We start from the raw sequence: 19096 nt of genomic DNA, 5'->3' as shown, positions 1-19096 counted from the left end.
GCACTATAGCATCAAGCGCGGTTAAAGCTACGTTCATATCGCTTGGGTTTACCGCAATGCACTTATCGCTGGCCCCAAATAGGGCGTGCATACGGTTATAACCCTCTAAAGCGCCGCACCCCGATCCCGGCACGCGCTTATTACAAGGCATGGCGGTATCAAAAAAATATGGGCACCGGGTACGCTGCATTAGGTTACCACCTACCGTTGCCATGTTTCTTAACTGGGGCGATGCCCCGGCATTAATAGCAAGCGCCAGTAACGGGAAATTTGCTTTAATAAGCGGATGTTCTGACACTTCGGTATTGGAGGCTAAAGCACCTATGCTGATACCACCTGCATTGCTTTCTATTTTTTTTAATGGCAGGTTATTAATATCTACTAACCTTTCGGGCACCACCACACCCATTTTCATCAAATCGATAATATTGGTGCCGCCGGCAAGGAAATGGGTATTTGGTCCATTGGTAATAGCCTTTGTTGCACCCGGCACCTGGGCCGGCCTCACGTATTGAAACTGGTTCATGATCGCCCTCCTTGTTTAACCGCTTGTATGGCATTTACAATATTGGGGTAAGCACCACAACGGCAAATATTACCGCTCATATATTCCCGGATCTCAGCCTCCGAACCTGCATGCCCCTCATGGATACAAGCCACCGCCGACATGATCTGCCCTGATGTACAATATCCGCATTGAAATCCATCATGTTCTATAAAGGCTTCTTGCATTGGGTGCAATTCATCGCCATTGGCAAGCCCTTCAATAGTTGTTATTTTTTTACCCTCGTTAGTTACGGCGAGGCTTAAACAAGAGTTTACACGTACGCCATTTACATGCACTGTACAGGCCCCGCATTGGCCCCTGTCACAGCCTTTTTTTGTACCGGTTAATTTTAGTTGCTCGCGCAACAGATCTAAAAGGGTAACACGCGGCTCTACCGATAAGGTATGTTTTACACCGTTTACATCAATATGTAACGATACTTTCTCAAAAACTCCGGCTATCTTTTCATCCCATTGATCTTCGGCGGCTTTAACAACCGTACCCGGCGTTAAGGCCATGGCCGTTAAAAAAGATGTTTTTTTGAGGAAATCTCTACGGTTTCCGTGAAGCAGCTCTTCGCTCTCTGCCGGAATACAAGGTTTTTTACCAGACATAATCTATTAATTAAACAGGTAAGCGTATAAGTAGATGTATAATGGGCCTTTTTCGGAAATTACCCCGAAATAGCAGCAACATATTGCTCAACAGTAAATTTAAAAATATATCTCTTTATCTAAACAGTATACTTAACTAATAAATAAATTAGCAAGCCATTTGTTTTAAAATATTCAATTTATGGATGATACAATGGATACCTTTTAATTGGCATCCATTGTATGTGAAGCTATTGCTCAGACGATCTCCAATTGATCAAGATGCCCAGAGATTATCGCTATTTCATCGTTGGTAAGGGTTGTATCTAACGCTTGGGCATTTTCGGCTGCCTGCTCCTTATTCCTTGCACCAACAAGAGTTATAGTAATACCCGGCTGCTCAAGTGTCCACAATATAACAAGCTGACTTAGGGTTATATTCTTTTGATCTGCTATTGGCTTTATCCGATTTAAAAACTCATCTGTTCTCCTTAAATTTTCGTCTTTAAAAAACGATACATCCTTACGGTGATCACCGCTTGCAAACTGATAACCGGGTTTCATTTTTCCGGATAAAAGGCCACGCTCTAAAGGGCTGTAAGCTAAAATTGATTTTTGGTGCGTAAGGCAATATGGTATTAGTTCTTCTTCAATATTGCGTTTCACCATGCTGTACGGAACCTGGTTTGATGCAAGGCTAACGTACTTTTCGGCTTCGGCCATTTGAGCGGCGTTATAGTTACAAACGCCGGCGTAACGTACTTTACCCTGTTCAATTAGCCTGGAAACAGCTTCCATTGTTTCTGATATAGGCGTGGTTGAATCTGGCCAGTGAATTTGATACAGGTCAATATAATCCGTTCCAAGTCTTTTTAAGCTGTCTTCACATTCTTTAATAATACTTTCCTTGCCGGCATATTTATAAATATCAATCTCTTCGCCGGTATTTTTTTTACTGTGGAAACTAAAATCCCCTTTTTTAAGGTCCCAGCGCATGCCATACTTTGTTAAAAGCTGAAAACGGTCACGGGGTAAACCCTTGATTGCTTCTCCAACAATTTCTTCACTGGTACCCTGCCCATAAATGGGGGCAGTATCAATAGATGTAACACCAAGTGAATAAGAAACCCTGATGGCATCAATGGCCTCCTGTCGTTCGGTACCTCCCCACATCCATCCACCGGCAGCCCAGGCACCAAAAGTAACTTCAGAAAGTAATAGATCTGTATTTTCTAACTTGCGATATTTCATAGTGATTCTTTATTTAAATACATTTTTCGTTTATTGTGCTTATTATTAAGCAATTTCATAGTAGTTGTATACGTTAACTAACTATCTACCTGCAAAGGAACAATAAACAGTTATTTAGACCAACAGGTAAACAAGTAATTAGTTACTCATAAAAAAGTTAGCATGGCAGAGAGAAAATTAAGTTCAACCAATTTCCACAACCAATCGTTCCTGGAAGAAAAATGCGCGTTGAACGAACTGATCTATTTATTGAGTAAAAGATGGATGACCGAAGTGCTTTTTAGTATAGAGGAAGGAAATTTACGTTTTACCAGCTTAAAGGATGATCTGGAACATATCAGCGATCATATACTTGCCGACAGGCTAAAGTTTTTAGAACAGCACGAATTGATCCATAAAAGCTATGTCCCGGGCAACCCGCCAAGAACAGAATACACGCTAACCGGTAAAGGGACCGAACTTAGCAACCTGTTAGGCGGGCTGTGCGATTTCGCAGAAAATAAAATGCAATTTTAGTTTATCGGATTATGCTTCCTGTACAGATAGATTGATTCCTTGCCAATTACTTAGCACAAAGTCAGCGATTAAAAGGCATTCCTTATGGGCTAATTAATTTATTAGCCGCCAGGCCTTCTTTTTTTATATATCATAAACCTATTTTTACCGCACATAATTTCTTAATAAGGCATTATGTATGAACCATATTTACACACCTTAAATTATTTTATGAGATATCTGTCATTCCGCTTTGCTGTTTCTACCTGTGCATTTATATTAATGCTTTTTACGTATGCTGTTACATTTGCCGGCGCGCCCGCAAAAAATTATTATCAGTTAAAAATATATCATTATAAATCTCAAAGCCAGGAAGATAAAATTGAGCATTACCTGCAACAAGCTTATGTACCTGCTATGCACAGGGCAGGTATTAAAAACGTGGGTGTTTTTAAACCCGTTACACAGCAGGATACCAACAGGATGATCTACGTTTTCACCCCCTTCACTTCGTTCGAAAGCTTGGTAGGGAGTGCAAATAAGATTCAAGAGGATACTAAATACCTGGCTGACGGTAAAGAATATATTGATGCTGATTATAAAGAAGCGCCATATACCCGCCTGGAAACAATAATATTGCAGGCATTCCCGGGGATGCCATCTACCGCAGTACCTAATCTTACAGCTAATAAAACAGACAGGGTTTACGAATTGCGCAGTTATGAGAGCGCTACAGAAAAATACAATATTAATAAGGTAAAAATGTTTAACACAGGCGATGAAATCAACATTTTTAAAACCCTGGGGTTTAACGCTGTATTTTACGGCGAAGTTATTGCAGGCAGCCATATGCCTAACTTAATGTATATGACTACCTTTAACAGTAAAGAAGACAGGGACAAACACTGGGATGCATTTGGTAGTGCCCCAGCCTGGAAAGCATTAACAGCACAGGCACAATATGCCAACAATGTATCGCACGCCGATATCATTTTCCTTCACCCGGTTGTTTATTCAGATTTCTAAACCGCGTTAGGCAGAATTTCACCATATTAGAAGCCCGGATGCCCGGGTTTTTTTTATTTAATATCAATATATATGACTGATTATAAAGTGGAGGCTGCAAAAGCAGCACTAAATTTAATAAAAGCCGGTCAAACAATTGGTTTGGGGGCTGGCTCAACTATCGCTAATTTAATAACCCTCATCAGCGAAAAAAGCGAGTTGGCAAATTCGCTGGTTTTCACTTCGTCATCTTTCAAAACAACCGCTAATTTATTGGCACATGGTTTAACGGTGCAATCGCCTGCTAACCTAAAATACCTGGATATATACTTTGACGGATGTGATCAGTTTGATAAAGAGCTTAATGCCTTAAAAAGTGGCGGAGGGATCCATACCACCGAAAAGATACTGGCCTCGATGGCTAACGAATTTATTTTAATTGGTGACGAAGGGAAATTTACAGACCAACTGGATACAACCTATCCGCTGGTAATTGAGATACTACCTGCGGCCCTGCAAATAGTACTTCAAAAGCTTAAACACGATCATCCGGATGCTACCATTAATTTAAGGATGAGCACTCAAAAAGATGGCGCTGTTATCTCTGAAAATGGCAATTTACTTGCCGATATACATTTTAATAAATTGATAGCGCCCGATGTTTTAAATACCCAAATAAAGATGATCCCGGGCATTGTTGACCATTCCTTGTTTTACAGAATGGCCACCAAAGCAGTGATTGCAGGCGAACAAGGTATCCGGAGCATTTATCCGGATTACAAAAAGTGAGTATTATGCATACAGGGCAAACGCATCAAATTTTAGGTTTGTGAGTCTGTATAGCGATTGAATTAGTGCAGCATTTATTGTTCTGTTCCATTTTAGAATGGAACAAGCGGAACAGGTGGAACATATTGATAATGAGTTTATTAATACTGACAAAATCCTGTCAGTAGTTAAACAAAACTTCATCATTATTCTTTTATACCCTCATATACAATGTACTATAAAAAATGTGTTTTGTTCCACTTTTTGGGAAATGGAACAAGAAACCGTCAGATAAAAAAAACGACTTTTTTTAGTCATTTTTCGGCTTTAGTTCGGCTTGTTAGGGTGCATAATTTAGCCACAAACAAAAATGGATATTTTTATCTAAATAATTGATTTATAAACAGTTGACTGTTTTAAGGCTTGTTCCGATTTGTTCCATACTGAACAGACTTTTTTGGTTAATGCAAGCTGCAATGCGTTGATGCGTTTGCCCTGATTATGCCTACTAACTTTTTGATTTTTCTGTTTTGATCGCGGCATCATCACGCAACTCTTCATTGGCGACTTTAACTATTTCATCCCCTTCGTTTAGCGGGCCAAATACTTCTGTTTTATCATCTGCAGACCGGCCTGTTTTTACAGGTATCCAATGCGCCTTATTATCCGTTACTTTTATAACATAAACACCTTGTGTTGAGTAAAGCACAGATTTGGCCGGCACTACAAAGGTGCCATCTATACCGCTAAAAGGTATGTGCACCTCTGCTACCATACCCGGTAGTAGTTTTTTACTGGTATTGATCACATCCATTTCGGTACGTTGCGAACGCAAGCGTGAATCAAGCGCGCCGGCAAGGCGGGTAACACGGGCTGTAAAGTTTTCGCCGGGGAAAGCTTTAACAGTAAAACTAATTTCGTTTTTGTTACTTAAAACGCCTGTGTAGCTTTCGGGTACACTTACTGCAAGGCGCAGTTTCTTTTGCTCCTGCAGGGTAAATACAGGCAACTCAGACCCTTTACCAGACGGGCCCACATAAGCACCCGCACTAACATTACGTGCCGTAATAATACCATCAAAAGGGGCGCGTATCTGCAAGTAATTTCTGTTGTCACCAACTTCGCGGTAAGCCGCACGCATCGATTCTAACTGAGCCAGGTCAGAGTTTTGTTTTGCCAGCGCCAAATCTAATTCGTTGGGCGATACTGTGCCCGGGGTTTTGCTGGTTTCCAGCAAACGATTATAGGTAGCCTTGCTTGAAAGATAAACGGCTTCCTGCGATTGCAGGCGTGATTGTGCGCCTGATAGTTGCGAATTATACTCCGGGGCTTCCATTGTAGCAAGCAGCTGGCCGGCATGTACTTCAGAGCCAATATCAACATTCAGCTTTTTTATAAAGCTGCTTACCTTGGCGTAAAGATCAACCTGTTGGTGAGCTACCAGTTCGCCGGGCATATCAAGCGATGTACTTAACACACCTTTTTTAAGGGAAACAACTTCCTGAGCCGGCGCTTCTTCTACCGTGGCTGTTTTTTCTGCTTTTGAACCGCACGCCTCTAATGTGGCTGCAACGAAGAGTATTTTTATAAAATTTATTACTGATGACTTATTCATAAGGCTTATAAGCTGGGGTTTGTGTTAACATAATATTTGCTTTCTTCATCTTCCGGATCTAACGATACGCTTTGTGTGGTGGCTTTACCCTGGCCCCATGCAAATGCAAGCGGCAGTATTAGCAAGGCTGCAAAAGTAGAGGCAATTAAACCACCTATTACAGCCCGGCCTAAAGGCGATGACTGGTCGCCGGCTTCGCCGAGTCCACTGGCCATAGGTATCATACCTACAACCATAGCAAGGGCGGTCATTACAATTGGGCGCATACGCAATGCCGCCGCTTCTTTTGCAGATAAGGTTGAGTCCCCGTTGCCCTTGCGCAATTGCTCGGCATTAGTAATGAGCAATACCGCGTTGGATATAGATACCCCAACAGACATGATCATACCCATGTACGATTGCAAATTAAGTGTTGACCCGCACATCATTAGTAAGGCCAACGATCCTAATATTACCGCGGGCACCGTTGCCAGCACCACTGCAGATACTTTAAACGACTGGAAGTTAGCCGCCAGCATCAAAAATATTACTATAATAGCTATGATCAGTCCGGTTTCTAAACTATCCATGGTATCGGTTAATGTTTGGCTTAGTCCAATCATCTCCACGTTTAATCCCCGGGGTAATTCGCCCAGGGCGCTAATTGCTTTTTGTACATCTTTTGTTGCCGCACCCAAGTCCTTATTATTTAAGTTGGCTGTTACCGATAGTAAGGGCATAGTACCCAGGTTATCATTTTCTCCATAGGTTGTACCCGGAGTTAATGTTGCTACATCACTAAGCACCGGTCGGCTATTGTTTCTAAGCAAAGGCGTTTCGCCCATGTCACTAATGCTGGCCATTTTACTTTCGGGCACATCTACTTGTACGCCATAACTATTACCCGTTTTTTCATCTACCCATATATTCTTTTCGGTATAACGGGATGATGAGGTAGAGGCCACAAGCGAGCGGGAAATATCATTCATATCAACCCCCAACTGGGCGGCGCGTACCCTATCTACCTCAACGTTTATAGATGGATATTTGGTTGATTGCCCAAGCTGCACATCGCGCAGGTAATCTATTTTATTTAACTGGGTTATCAGCTTGTTGGCATACTCTTCATTCAACTTTTTATTACGACCCGATACCCTTACCTCTACAGGGGTAGGCGAACCCTGACTCAATATTTTATCAGTCAACTCTATCGGTTCAAAAGAAAGTTTCACATCGGGCATTTCTTTTGCAATCCGTTGCCTTATCTTCTCTTTTAATTCATCCAGGTTGGGATGATAATCTTCGCTCAATGCTACCTGTATAACGGCTTCGCTTGGCTGCGCCATCCATAAAAATACAGGGTTAAGAGAGAATAGGTTGGGGTGTGTACCCACATAAGCCGAAGTTATAGCAACGTTGCCTTTGCCGGCAATGCCTTTTATGGCTTCAATTGCATGCAGTGTTTTCACTTCGGTGCGTTCTATACGGGTACCTTCAGTAGCGCGTATACGTACCTGAAACTGGCTGCCATTTACTTTTGGTAATACATCGCGCCCAATACTGTCCATCATTAAGCCGGCTGCCAGTATAGTAAGAAGCAGGTAACCAATTACAATAGGCTTGCGCATAGGCATAAGGCGATCAATAAAACGCATATAACGCTGTCTTATCTTTTCAAAGAAGCTGATCTTCCCGTCGCGGTTGCTATCTTCATGCTCAACTAAAGCTCTTTTCTGCGCCCAGGTATCATGCTCTCCCGTTGCATCCAATCCTGATGCTTTAAACTCTTCGGCATCGGTCATTTCCTGGCCATTTGGTTTTTTATGATGCTTAACCTTCATTAACCAGTTGGCCATTACCGGTACAAAGGTTTGTGCCAAAAAGTATGATATGATCATGCTGAAACCAATTGCCAGCGCCAGCGGCAGGAACAATGAGCCGGGTATGCCGCCCATGGTAAATGCCGGTGCAAACACAGCCAAAATACAGAACAATATAAGCATCTTAGGGAAAGCTATCTCTTTACAGGCATCCCAAATGGCCAGGGCCTTGGGCTTACCCATATCAAAATGCTGGTGTATATTTTCAATGGTTACCGTACTTTCATCCACCAGGATACCAATGGCCAGCGCCAGGCCGCTCAGTGTCATAATATTGATGGTTTGCCCAAACAGGTTCAGGAACAACACCGATGATATGACTGCTATGGGTATGGTTAATATTACAATGCACGCGCCCCTTACATCGCCTAAAAACAATAGCACCATTAAGCCGGTAAGTAAAGCACCAATACCACCTTCTGTAAGCAAGCTTTTTACTGAGTTAATTACATAGGTAGATTGGTCAAACTCGTAGCTTATATTAACATCAGCAGGCAGTTGCGCCTGTATTTTGGGGATAGCTTTTTTTAAGTTCTGCACCACTTCCCAAGTAGATGCATCGGCATTTTTTGCTATGCTGAGGTATACTGATCTTTTACCGTTAACCAAACCGTAACCCGCGGTAACATCGGCACCATCCTCAACACTGGCAACATCTTTCAGGTAAAGGTTTTGCACTCCACCTTTAAATAAAGGGATGGTTTCAAAATCCTTAATGGTATGTTCGGTTGTATTGGTTGGGGTGATATAATTTTTATCGCCTATGCGCACGTTACCTGATGGAGCGGTAAGATTGTTTACCCTTAAAGCCTCAACCAACTGATCGATAGTTAGGTTATGAGAGCGCATCATACTCGGATCAGCCTTTATTACTACCGTACGCACGTTACCTCCAAATGGCGAGGGTGTAACAAGGCCTGGTATTTGAGTAAAAGAAGCCCTTACATATACATTGGCCATATCAAGTAATTCGTTATTGCTGCGTTTGTTACTGCTTAATATAAGCTGGCCAACCGGTAATGTAGATGCATCAAACCGAATAATAAAAGGCGGGTTAGACCCGGGCGGAAAAACAGCCTGGATGCGGTTGGCAAACGCGCTTACCTCTGCCGCTGCCTGCGCCATGTTGGTGCCCGGATAAAAGTTTATCTTCATCAGGGTTAGGCCCTGTATATTTTTCGATTCGATACTTTTTATACCATTTACAAACAGCATAATATTAATATACTGCTTACCAAACATAGCCTCCATTTGGTTTGGAGTATAGCCCGAAAAAGGATGCGAGAGATAGATAACCGGCATATCGAGCTTTGGAAATATATCTACCTTAATAGTTGTTGCCGATTTTATCCCGAAGAATAACAAGCCGGCAACCAGTACCATTATGGTGATGGGCTTACGTAGCGCAAAACGAATTAAATTCATTATTGTAGATTAAAGTTCATTTAAAAATAGGTTGAAATCGCCCTCGGCGGCAGCTTTTAACAGTAATGCCTGCCACACATTGTTATAGGCAATATCCCTGTCTGTTTCGGCACGTATTAAAGCATAACGGGCCTGCGTAACATCAACCAGGTTAGATAGGCCATTTTTATACAATACCGATTTTTGTGTCCATGCATCAGATGCGGCCTTTATTTGTATCGGCACTTCACGATAGTTAGACAGGGCATTTTTTATTCTTGAGTTTGACAGGTTTAGCTGCGCGTTCAGTTCCAGTTTTGTCTGATCATATTCGTCCTGTAAGCCCTGACTAATGTATTTTTGAGATTTAACCTGCTGTGATATACGAAGCGGTTGCGTAAGGTTCCAGGTTACCCCTACGCCTATCAGATAGTTGGACCGGGTTGGCTTTATACCATCAGCGTAACTGCTTGTGTAAGCGGTTTGATCGAGCGCATAACCACTATTAAAACCCGAACCCCTTGTTTGAAAAACACCTACTAACGAAAATACAGGGTAATTAAAGGTTTTGTAATATGCCGCCAGCCTGTCGCTTACATCAATACGGCTTTTGTACCAGTTTAATAATGGATGGTTATTGATACCATCGGGTGTGGTAGCAGCCATAATATGTGGCGGAACCTGCACAATAAACGACGTATCCAACACAAAATCATGACCATCCGTTCCTATCAACACCGCAAGGTTTTTGGCCTGCAGCTGTTCGGCATCAACCGCCTGGGTAAGTAATATTTTTGCGCCGGATATCTCTGCATTGGCTTGTGATGAATCTACACCGGCTATAAGGCCACCTTTTGCCCTTGATGCCACCACCTGCCTAAATGTATCGGCCCGGTTTAAATTGTTCCTGTATGATGCGGTTAGCCTTTGGGCGGCCAACAGGTTAAGGTATGCTGCCGAAACCCGTACTTTTTGCTGAAAAATTTCCTGCTGCAAATCATTATTGTCTCTTATGGCTGCTGCCTGTGCTGTTTTTATTTTTTCTTTACTGCGGCCAAATGCAAAAAAGTCCCAGTTAACGTTGGTAAGGTACAAAGCGCCAAAAGCAGCATTCCAGTTTTGGCGATCAAGTGCAGGGCCTGATGAAGCAGCAGTTAATCCTCCAAAACCATATAACGGACCATTTTGGCTGTTAACCGTACCATAATCTTGCTGTACGCCTATATTTAAATTTGGAAGGTAATCGCGCTTGGCTTGTGTTACACCGGCTTTTGAAGCATTGGCATAGTTGGCTTTGGCTTTTACGGTACCATAATTGGTAACTGCCTGCTGTATAGCGTCTTTTAAAGTTAGTTTTTGTTGTGCTTTTGCACTATCTGCAAGTAGTAAAACAGATAATAGAAATAAAGGCTGTAATATCTTCATGTAAAACCCCAAGTTTGCGGTACTGCTGTAGTAATCCTTAAGGCAAGATTAAAACATGATTTTGAAGCAAACTTGAAGTATTGATACTAAAACGGCAGTTGTATTGAATTTTTTACAATAAAATTACGCAAGTACTGTGTTTTCGTTAAAAATAAATTCTGTGGTTTCTTCCGGTGCCTTTATAACCGGTTGTTGTTCAGTGAAATCAACCCGTAAGGTATGCAGGCCATTGCCATAATGATAATTCACCTTAAAGTTATTAACCGTACAAATTTGTTTTACTATAGATAAGCCCAGCCCAATGCTATCGGCGCTTTGGTTACTTTTTTTAAACCGGCGAAACAGTAATTCGGGTTCAATTTGAGGTGGCAGGCCGGTGTTGGTTACAATAAAGGCGTTTTTTGTGAGGGTAAGAATTATCTGTCCGCCATCAACATTATATCGGATAGCATTGCTAAGCAGGTTGCTTACCAATATTTCGGCCAGCGAAGGGTGGATCTGGAGCGTAACCTCTTTATCAAACTTTTGAATTACGTTAATGTTTTTTAACTGGATCCAGTGATCAAATGAACGTATTGATTCTTTGGCTATTTTGCAGAATGTGATGCTTTCATTTACCTCAAATTCAAAATTATCCAGCTTGGTTAGCAGCAGCAGCGAGCGATTTATCTTCACTAATCTTTCAACAGCGTTTTGCATATCGTCCATTAAAATGGCCTGGGTTTCGTTGATACTGGTTTCGGCTAATAATTCTAGTTTGCTGCGGATAACTGCCAGTGGGGTTTGCACTTCGTGCGATGCATTTTCGCTAAATTCCTTAACCCGCGAGTAATCTTCGAGGGCTATATCGGTCATCTTCTTTAAAAAGAAGTTCAGCTGCTTAAATTCTGCAGTAGTGGTAGGGGGCAATACAATTTTTTCTTTTTGCCTAAGGCTGAATGATTTGATGATGTTTAATGTTTTCTCGAAAGATGAAAAAACGTATCGCGAAATAAAACGCGCGGTAACTGCCACACCAACAATTATCAGCAACATTTTCCAAAGCAAAGCGCGCATCATACCCTGTACTATTAGCTGGCTGCGTGCAATGTAGTTATAGGTTGAGATGCTGTAAACAGCGTTGTTTATTTTATAATAGGATACCACGTCAAGGCGGCACTCATCGCGTTTAAGTTCGGGATTGTAAAAATTGTGGCTGCTTGCATTTGTTTGCAAAGCGGGCATAACACCTATTTTTTTAATATCAATAGGCCTATCCAGGATATATTTGTGCGGTGGGATACCGGCACGTATCTGGCTTGCTACTTTATCGTTCACATCCTGCAGCCTATTGATCTCTGCCTCGTGTATGTTATCCCTTATACTGCGGTATGATATGACCATGCTTATTGGTGTTACCAAAAACACAACCCCTACCAACCACAATGTTAATTTATCAACTAATTTCATATCTCTGTTTCGGTTGATTTAAACCTATAACCTAAACCATAAATTGTATCAATATAATCAGTACCATTAATTAAACTTATTTTTCTTCGCAAATTTTTAACATGCTGATACACAAAATCCAGATTTGCTAAATTATCTGTATAATCGCCCCATAAATGGGCGGCAATTGCCTGCCTTGACAGTACCCGGTTCTTATTTACCATAAAATACATCAGCAATTCAAACTCCTTACGGGTAATATCAAGCAGCTGATTATTAATAAATGCTTCAAAGGTATCGGTATTAAGGCTTATCCCATTATAAGAGATTATATTGTTATTGCTTACATTTAAACTTTTGCGCCGGTATATAGCCCGTAAGCGCGCATGCAGTTCAGATAAGTGAAAGGGTTTGGTAAGGTAATCATCAGCGCCGCCTTCCAGGCCTTTTACTTTATCATCAAGGGCTTCTTTGGCCGATATAATAAGCACACCACTTTGAATATTTTCGGCCTTTATAAATTCCAGCAGATCGAGCCCGTTACCATCGGGCAGCATAATATCAAGCAAAATACAATCATACGAAAAAGTAAGCAGTTTATTCTTTGCTTCTTCAACACTACCTGCCAGCTCACAAATATAGCCTGCCAGAGAAAGAAAATCACGGATGCTACGCGCAAGCTCTTTATTATCCTCTAAGGCAAGTACTTTCATTTTTCAAATTTATGATTCAATCTTGAAATAATTTTGAAGTGAATAAATATGCCATTTAAATGATACAAGGTTTTGTGAACTGCTACCCTGAATTATAAAGACTATTTGGCTTATTATAATTTAAGTAAAACTTTATTTAAACAAAAAAGAGGTGCTTTTGGCACCCCTTTTTCCTTAAATCAAAACACTAATTAGTGCTGTGCCCACCACAGTGGTGTTAAAACAGCATCTGCTCCGTTTAAAGAAGCAAGCGCTTTATTGTATCCGGCCGCATTACTATTTTTTAAGCTGGATGGATATTTTAAACGCTGAGGTAAAAATTTAATATTACCAGTCATATAGTTACCGCTGTTTAAAGCAGGCAGATCTGGCATGGTCTCTTCAACCGCAGGGTTTTCAAAGAAAGGCAAACCTAACCTTCTGTGGTCGCTCCATGTTTCTAAAGGCAGCCAAGGTAATTGCGCCAGATATTTCTGGGTAATAATTTTGGTTAGGTGGTCATTTTTAACCGCGCCAGATTTATATAAATCATTTTTAGGATAAGCAACAGCAACGGTCCCGGCTGCGCCGCTTATGCCATCCTCGTAATTCATTGTATGTGTTGCAGGTGGTTCTGTTACATTATCCCAGTTAACAGATGTACCTGCGCGGTTATAATCTGTAGATGCCAGGTAGGTGCTTAAATTTGCTGAAGTACCAAAGTATTCAAAGCTTTTTGTAACACCGGTTTCGTAAGCTGTTTTAGCAGCAACAGGCGATGCCCAGCCACGTTCTGCGGCTTCTGCTAACAAGAAATAGGTTTCCCAAGGGCCAAAAAATACTCTTTTGTTTGTACCATTTCTGTAAATTAAATTGGTTAATGGTTTACATCCATTGGTAACAATAGGTTGATTAAGTGCTGTTTTTCCACCCCAATTACCGTCAGCTTTAGCGTTCCAAGTATATTTAGCGTTAAGCGTTTTTAAGGTAGCGCCCGACGCATCTTTAATTGGACCGGTAAAACTAGTGAATGAACCACCTATAGCCGGGTAATTTACATTTGTTATATCACCGGGAATGCTGAAAATTTTATAAGCACGCGGGTCAATAGTATTAGGTAAGCCATTTAACCAGTAACCAGCCATTGGGTCGTTGGTTTTAGTAGCAAGCTGGTCGGTATACCTTTGTCCTAACCAATCAGCAGGTTTAATTGCAGACTGGAAAGCAGCACCTAACTGATCTGCAGATTTTACACTACCCAAACCAACGGCCAGGTTATTGTAAGTTGCAGATATTGGCAAGCCCATCCATGACGATTCTTTTCTAAAAACACTGCTAAGCGGGTTATAGCTGTTTGGTAATTCCTGTATAGCAAACATATCAGCAGCATCTGTAATATAATCACCACCTGCGGCAGCATCTGTAAACTCAGCTTCGGCTTTTGATGCATCAACTTCCGATAATCTCATAGCTAAACGCATACGCATTGAGTTAGCATATTTACGCCATTTAGCATAATTATAACCATACGCCGGGTCTTCTTTATTCACCACATCCGTATTGGTTATTGAAAGATCAAGTTTTGAAGCTGCATCTTTAAGCTCAGTAAGCGCAAAATAATAAACCGTTTTTACGTCCTGAAATTCAGGGTTTTTTCCTTGAAAAGCATCCGTTGGCATTGGGCCAAAAGTATCACTAAACTCGCTCATTAAATAAGCCCTCCAGATCCTTGCAACCTGTATCAGGTTGTTAGTATATGGTTTTGATGTACCTTTTGCAATTTGGTCGGCACCAATTTGTATGGCTGTATTAATGTTATTTTGCCATTGTGATGATTGCCTGTAATACTCAGACGCCCAATCATCAACAAATGAACCCTGAGAGAATGTTTCACCATCCTCATCCTGTTGGCCGCGGCCCCCGGGAACCCAGTACAGCACGAATATACGTTCTGACAGGCCCGGATCTTGCTGGGCACCTATAATCGAATTATTAATAAAATACTCAGTCTGAACCTGATCTGCACTTGCAGCGAACGGATCATTATTTATCTCATCAAACTTCTTGCACGACGCCAGCATCATTGTAGCTGTAAGCACAAGGCATGATTTTTTTAATATCGTTTTCATATCTATGAATTTTTTCTTTTTAATGTGGTATTAGAAACCAATAGTTAAGTTAAGTAAAAATGTGCGTGTGGTAGGCGCACTTCCGCTTTCGTAACCGGTTGCGTTACTTCCTGTAGCATAAACAGTCTCAGGGTCTAAGCCGTTCATATGGCTTTTTATTAACCACAGGTTATTTGCAGAAACACCAACGCGTGCCCTTTGTATACCTATACGCGATAAAAAGTTTTTAGAAAGGTCATAATTTAACTGCACATTTCTAACACGTATGTTTGATGCATCATACAAGTTTGCCTCGGTAATACCCTGGTTACCGGTAGTAACTGCCTGCCAGTATAATTGTGGGTTAACTTCTTTAGTATTCGCTACATATGTAGATCCGCTTTGAATTACACCCGGTACTACAATATTTGCCCTGTCGCCGTTTACTACTGTTTTATTTGATGTACCGGAAGCTTCCATGTGTGCTATAGTGCTTGAGAAGATCTTACCGCCAAAACGTGCATCAACCAGGAACGAAAAACTAACATTTTTATAAGAGAAAGAGTTGGTTACACCTAATAGGCTTGTTGCTTGTTGGTTACCCAAAAGTTTGGTATCGCCAACCTGTGGTAAACCGGCATCAGATAATAGCAGTTGGCCATTATACGGGCTGCTTGGGTCATTTACCCTTTTAAAGCTTGAACCATAAATAGCACCATAAAGCTCTCCTTCTTGCGCTAAAATAGAAAGGTTATCGTAGGTACCTAATGGGTACATCTTAACATCTGGGGTTAACTCTTTAATAAGGTTTCTGTTCAGAGAGAAGTTAACCGTAGTATTCCAGTTAAAGCCATCGTTACTCCTTAAAATTTTACCGTCAACCATTAACTCTATACCCTTATTTTGGATATTACCTGCATTAATTTTACGGAATGAATAGCCGCTTAATGGATCCATTGGCAGGTCAAGCAATTGCCTGGTAGAATTTGATTTATAAACGGAAACGTCAAATCCTAAACGGCTGTCAAAAAAGCGCATTTCCAAACCCGCTTCGTATGACTTGATCAGCTCGCTTTTCACATTTGGATCATACAATACGTCATTACGGCTAGCATTGGTATTATTATTCGGGTCTTTGCTGATTGAATAAGTATTATATAATTTATATGGAGGTAAATCATTACCTACCGATGCAAATGATCCTCTAATTTTACCATAAGTTATCCATGATGGTAAACTACCGTTTTTATTCAACGCTTCTGAGAACACAAACGCTGTACTCACAGATGGATAAAAATATGATCTGTTTGCTGCGATCAATGTAGTGGTCCAGTCGTTTCTTGCAGTACCATCTATAAATAATACCTGGTCATAGTTTATGCCTAATGATCCATAAACTGAATAAATATTATGCTTGAATAAGCCCTGATCAAGGCCCGGGTTACCTACCGCATTGGTTATTGCAAAAAGGTTTGGTACAGTTAACGTTCCGGCGCTTCCACTAAAGAAAGACTGTTGCTGGTTCATTAAGTTACCGCCCAAAGTTGCGCTTACACCCCATTTACCAATCAGGTTATCTTTTTTAGCCAATAGTAAACCACTGTAGTTGGTTTCTGTAAATGTTGTTTTACGCAAACCGTATGAGCCTGTTGAAGTTGCTGTAGCACCTGCATATTGCCTGCTATCAGAGTTTGTGCTGTAAGTATCTGCACCACCTTTACCTTCAAAGCTTAACCAATTATTAAATCGATATTTAATTGTTGCATTTAACAGGAACCTGTTCCTTACATCCTGGTTTTGAACATACTTAGAGGCCCAGTATGGGCTTAAGTCCTGCCCATCGTGCCACCAATTCATGTTACCGGCTGCATTTAACGGATTTTTATAATCTAATACGTTAATTGAGGTAGGCAGCGTCTGTAAATAATAAAAATAGTTATTAGGGTTATAACCTGCCTGAGGGCGGTTACGCGCGGTTGAGTTGATGTACTGAACTTTGGTATCAACAGTCCACCTGTCGTTACTTCCAAACTTACTAACGGTGCGTGCCATTAGGTTGTTACGGATAAGTTTAGCACCCGGGATATAACTTTTGTCATCCAAACGATTGTATGAAGTATAAACCGAAGTTGATTTGTATTGCTGTTGTAATGATATTCCCTGGTTTGATGTTAAACCGGTTTGGAAAAAATTACCGATGTTGTCGTTATAGTTTTGAGCAAAGGTTGAACCATCTGTTTTTGTTTGGGTTTGGCCGCTATTTTTTTCACCCCAGCTAAGCGTAGATGTTGCATCATACTTGCCTTGGGTACCTTGCCCAAACTGGGTTTGCATTTTTGGCCTCGCAAAAATATCTTCAACGCCAATTGATGAAGTAAGGGTTATGCCTAAACCGCCTTGTGTTTTACCCGTTTTGGTGGTAATTAAAATTGCACCATTACCGGCCCTTGAACCATAAAGCGCTGCCGCCGAAGGACCTTTTAATACGCTGATACTTTCAATATCTTCCGCATTGATATCGGCTAAACCGTTACCCATATCCCTGCTTGGGTTATAATAATCGTTATTGCGATTGCCCTGACCATTAATCTCGTTACCAATAAAGTTATCCATTGGTACACCATCAACAACAATTAAAGGTTGGTTATCACCGGTTAATGAATTATTACCCCTTAGTGTGATCCTGGAAGATGCACCGGGGCCATTAGCCGAACGGGTAATTTGCAAACCCGCCACCTGGCCAGAAAGAGAATTAACAAAGTTTGGCTCTTTTGTATTTGCCAGCGTTTGTCCCTTTAATTCCTGAACAGAGTATCCTAATGATTTCTTTTCCCTTTTAATACCTAAAGCTGTTACAACAACTTCAGTAAGGGCATTTTCACCACTCTCTAAAACAACATTTATAGTTGCTTCTGCGCCAACTGTTACTTCTTTAGTTTTAAAGCCAATAAAAGAAAAAGTTAATACAGCACCCGGCTTAACCGATAGGCTAAACTTACCATCTACGCTGGTAGATACACCATTTGTTGTCCCCTTTTCTGCCACACTTACCCCGGGAAGGGCTTGGCCAGAGGTTTCAGTCACCGTCCCGGTAACTGTTTTTTGTGCATAAGCGGCTATTGTTATCATGCTGAATAGCAATAGAGCTGTACACCTTAAGTACATTTGTTTCATTTTTTAGGTTTTAAGGGTTAACGATTATATGGTTTGTTATATGGTTTATTTAAATGTGTCTTTGTTAATTGAAGCTGCAGTTCTCTATTACTAATGTTGCGGCCCCTAAAAGTTCAGATTCTGAGGCCAGTGCTGATACCTGAATTTCTGTTTGTTCGGCAAGCCAGGGGATACAAAACTCATTAATGGCTTGTTGTATTGGCGCCATCAAAATTTTACCCGCAATTGCCCCCCTTCCACTTAAAACTATAAGCTTTGGATTCATGATATGTATTAGGGTGGACATGCCTTTACCGATCAGGAATGCGGCATCTGAAAGTATAGATACCGCCAGAGGGTCGCCAGATTTGGCAGCTTGCAAAAAGTGATCGCCAGACAGATTGCCGGTTTCCTTATAAACCAGTTCCATACTGGAACTGACGCCAGCGTCCATTTCAGCTTTCGAACGCTCGAGCAGAACTAATAAAGAGGTGTCCACTTCCAAACATCCTCGTTTTCCACATGAGCAGATCTTGTTGCTTTGCGACAGGGGGATGTGGCTAAATTCTCCGGCGTAGCCGCTGTGCCCCCTAAAAAGGCTGCCATTTACGATCATCCCCAGCCCCGTTCCCCAGCCTACATTTACAACTAAAACGTCTTTCAAATTCCTCCCGGCACCAAACTTCAGTTCGGCTAAGGCAATTAAACTGGAGTCGTTGTCTATAAATACAGGCAGGTTAAGTTCTTGAGAAA

Annotated in this window: 14 protein-coding genes; 3 read left to right on the top strand and 11 right to left on the bottom strand. The window is 41.3% G+C overall.

Annotated elements, in window-relative coordinates; translation table 11 throughout:
- The 3 genes from JWQ85_RS17990 to JWQ85_RS17980 all read right to left on the bottom strand — a co-directional run.
- A partial coding sequence (locus tag JWQ85_RS17990) for an FAD binding domain-containing protein (protein WP_299470391.1) occupies nucleotides 1-526 on the bottom strand: 526 nt, incomplete at its 3' end.
- Nucleotides 523-1161, bottom strand: coding sequence for a (2Fe-2S)-binding protein (locus JWQ85_RS17985; RefSeq protein ID WP_299470390.1), 639 nt, complete (start codon nucleotides 1159-1161; stop codon nucleotides 523-525). The genes JWQ85_RS17985 and JWQ85_RS17990, both read right to left, overlap by 4 nt.
- A 237-nt stretch (nucleotides 1162-1398) precedes the next feature.
- Nucleotides 1399-2391, bottom strand: coding sequence for an aldo/keto reductase (locus JWQ85_RS17980; RefSeq protein ID WP_299470389.1), 993 nt, complete (start codon nucleotides 2389-2391; stop codon nucleotides 1399-1401).
- A 162-nt stretch (nucleotides 2392-2553) separates the two neighbouring features.
- Between JWQ85_RS17980 and JWQ85_RS17975 the strand changes: the two genes are divergently transcribed.
- The 3 genes from JWQ85_RS17975 to rpiA all read left to right on the top strand — a co-directional run bounded on the left by JWQ85_RS17975 (nucleotide 2554) and on the right by rpiA (nucleotide 4680).
- Nucleotides 2554-2907 (top strand): helix-turn-helix domain-containing protein, encoded by a 354-nt coding sequence (locus JWQ85_RS17975; protein WP_299470388.1) that lies wholly within the window; start codon nucleotides 2554-2556, stop codon nucleotides 2905-2907.
- 210 nt (nucleotides 2908-3117) lie between these two features.
- On the top strand, nucleotides 3118-3912 hold the full coding sequence (locus JWQ85_RS17970) for an NIPSNAP family protein (protein WP_299470387.1): 795 nt from the start codon (nucleotides 3118-3120) through the stop codon (nucleotides 3910-3912).
- A 72-nt stretch (nucleotides 3913-3984) separates the two neighbouring features.
- Nucleotides 3985-4680, top strand: a complete 696-nt coding sequence (gene rpiA, locus JWQ85_RS17965; RefSeq protein ID WP_299470386.1) for a ribose 5-phosphate isomerase A — start codon at nucleotides 3985-3987, stop codon at nucleotides 4678-4680.
- Between the two features lie 487 nt (nucleotides 4681-5167).
- Here the strand turns inward: rpiA and JWQ85_RS17960 are convergent, their stop codons facing one another.
- The 8 genes from JWQ85_RS17960 to JWQ85_RS17925 form a co-directional block, all read right to left on the bottom strand.
- Complete coding sequence (locus JWQ85_RS17960) at nucleotides 5168-6274, bottom strand: efflux RND transporter periplasmic adaptor subunit (protein ID WP_299470385.1); 1107 nt, start codon at nucleotides 6272-6274, stop codon at nucleotides 5168-5170.
- 5 nt (nucleotides 6275-6279) lie between these two features.
- Nucleotides 6280-9558 (bottom strand): efflux RND transporter permease subunit, encoded by a 3279-nt coding sequence (locus tag JWQ85_RS17955; RefSeq protein ID WP_299470384.1) that lies wholly within the window; start codon nucleotides 9556-9558, stop codon nucleotides 6280-6282.
- Between the two features lie 9 nt (nucleotides 9559-9567).
- Entirely contained in the window at nucleotides 9568-10962 is a 1395-nt protein-coding gene (locus JWQ85_RS17950; RefSeq protein ID WP_299470383.1) for a TolC family protein, read from the bottom strand.
- Between the two features lie 123 nt (nucleotides 10963-11085).
- Nucleotides 11086-12411: a HAMP domain-containing sensor histidine kinase gene (locus tag JWQ85_RS17945; protein WP_299470382.1), complete on the bottom strand. Its 1326-nt coding sequence runs from the start codon at nucleotides 12409-12411 to the stop codon at nucleotides 11086-11088.
- On the bottom strand, nucleotides 12408-13103 hold the full coding sequence (locus JWQ85_RS17940; RefSeq protein ID WP_299470381.1) for a response regulator transcription factor: 696 nt from the start codon (nucleotides 13101-13103) through the stop codon (nucleotides 12408-12410). Before JWQ85_RS17940 ends, JWQ85_RS17945 begins: the two co-directional genes overlap by 4 nt.
- A gap of 191 nt (nucleotides 13104-13294) precedes the next feature.
- Entirely contained in the window at nucleotides 13295-15211 is a 1917-nt protein-coding gene (locus JWQ85_RS17935; RefSeq protein WP_299470380.1) for a SusD/RagB family nutrient-binding outer membrane lipoprotein, read from the bottom strand.
- A gap of 30 nt (nucleotides 15212-15241) precedes the next feature.
- The gene (locus tag JWQ85_RS17930; protein ID WP_299470379.1) at nucleotides 15242-18319 is read right to left on the bottom strand and encodes a SusC/RagA family TonB-linked outer membrane protein; all 3078 of its coding nucleotides are present in this window, start codon (nucleotides 18317-18319) and stop codon (nucleotides 15242-15244) included.
- 109 nt (nucleotides 18320-18428) lie between these two features.
- A partial coding sequence (locus tag JWQ85_RS17925) for an ROK family protein (protein ID WP_299470378.1) occupies nucleotides 18429-19096 on the bottom strand: 668 nt, incomplete at its 5' end.

Origin of the sequence: Mucilaginibacter sp., from assembly GCF_028288105.1 — a bacterium.
Taxonomy (GTDB): Bacteria; Bacteroidota; Bacteroidia; order Sphingobacteriales; family Sphingobacteriaceae; genus Mucilaginibacter.
Note: the sequence above shows the minus strand (reverse complement) of the source record. Positions and strands in the feature narration are given on the sequence as shown.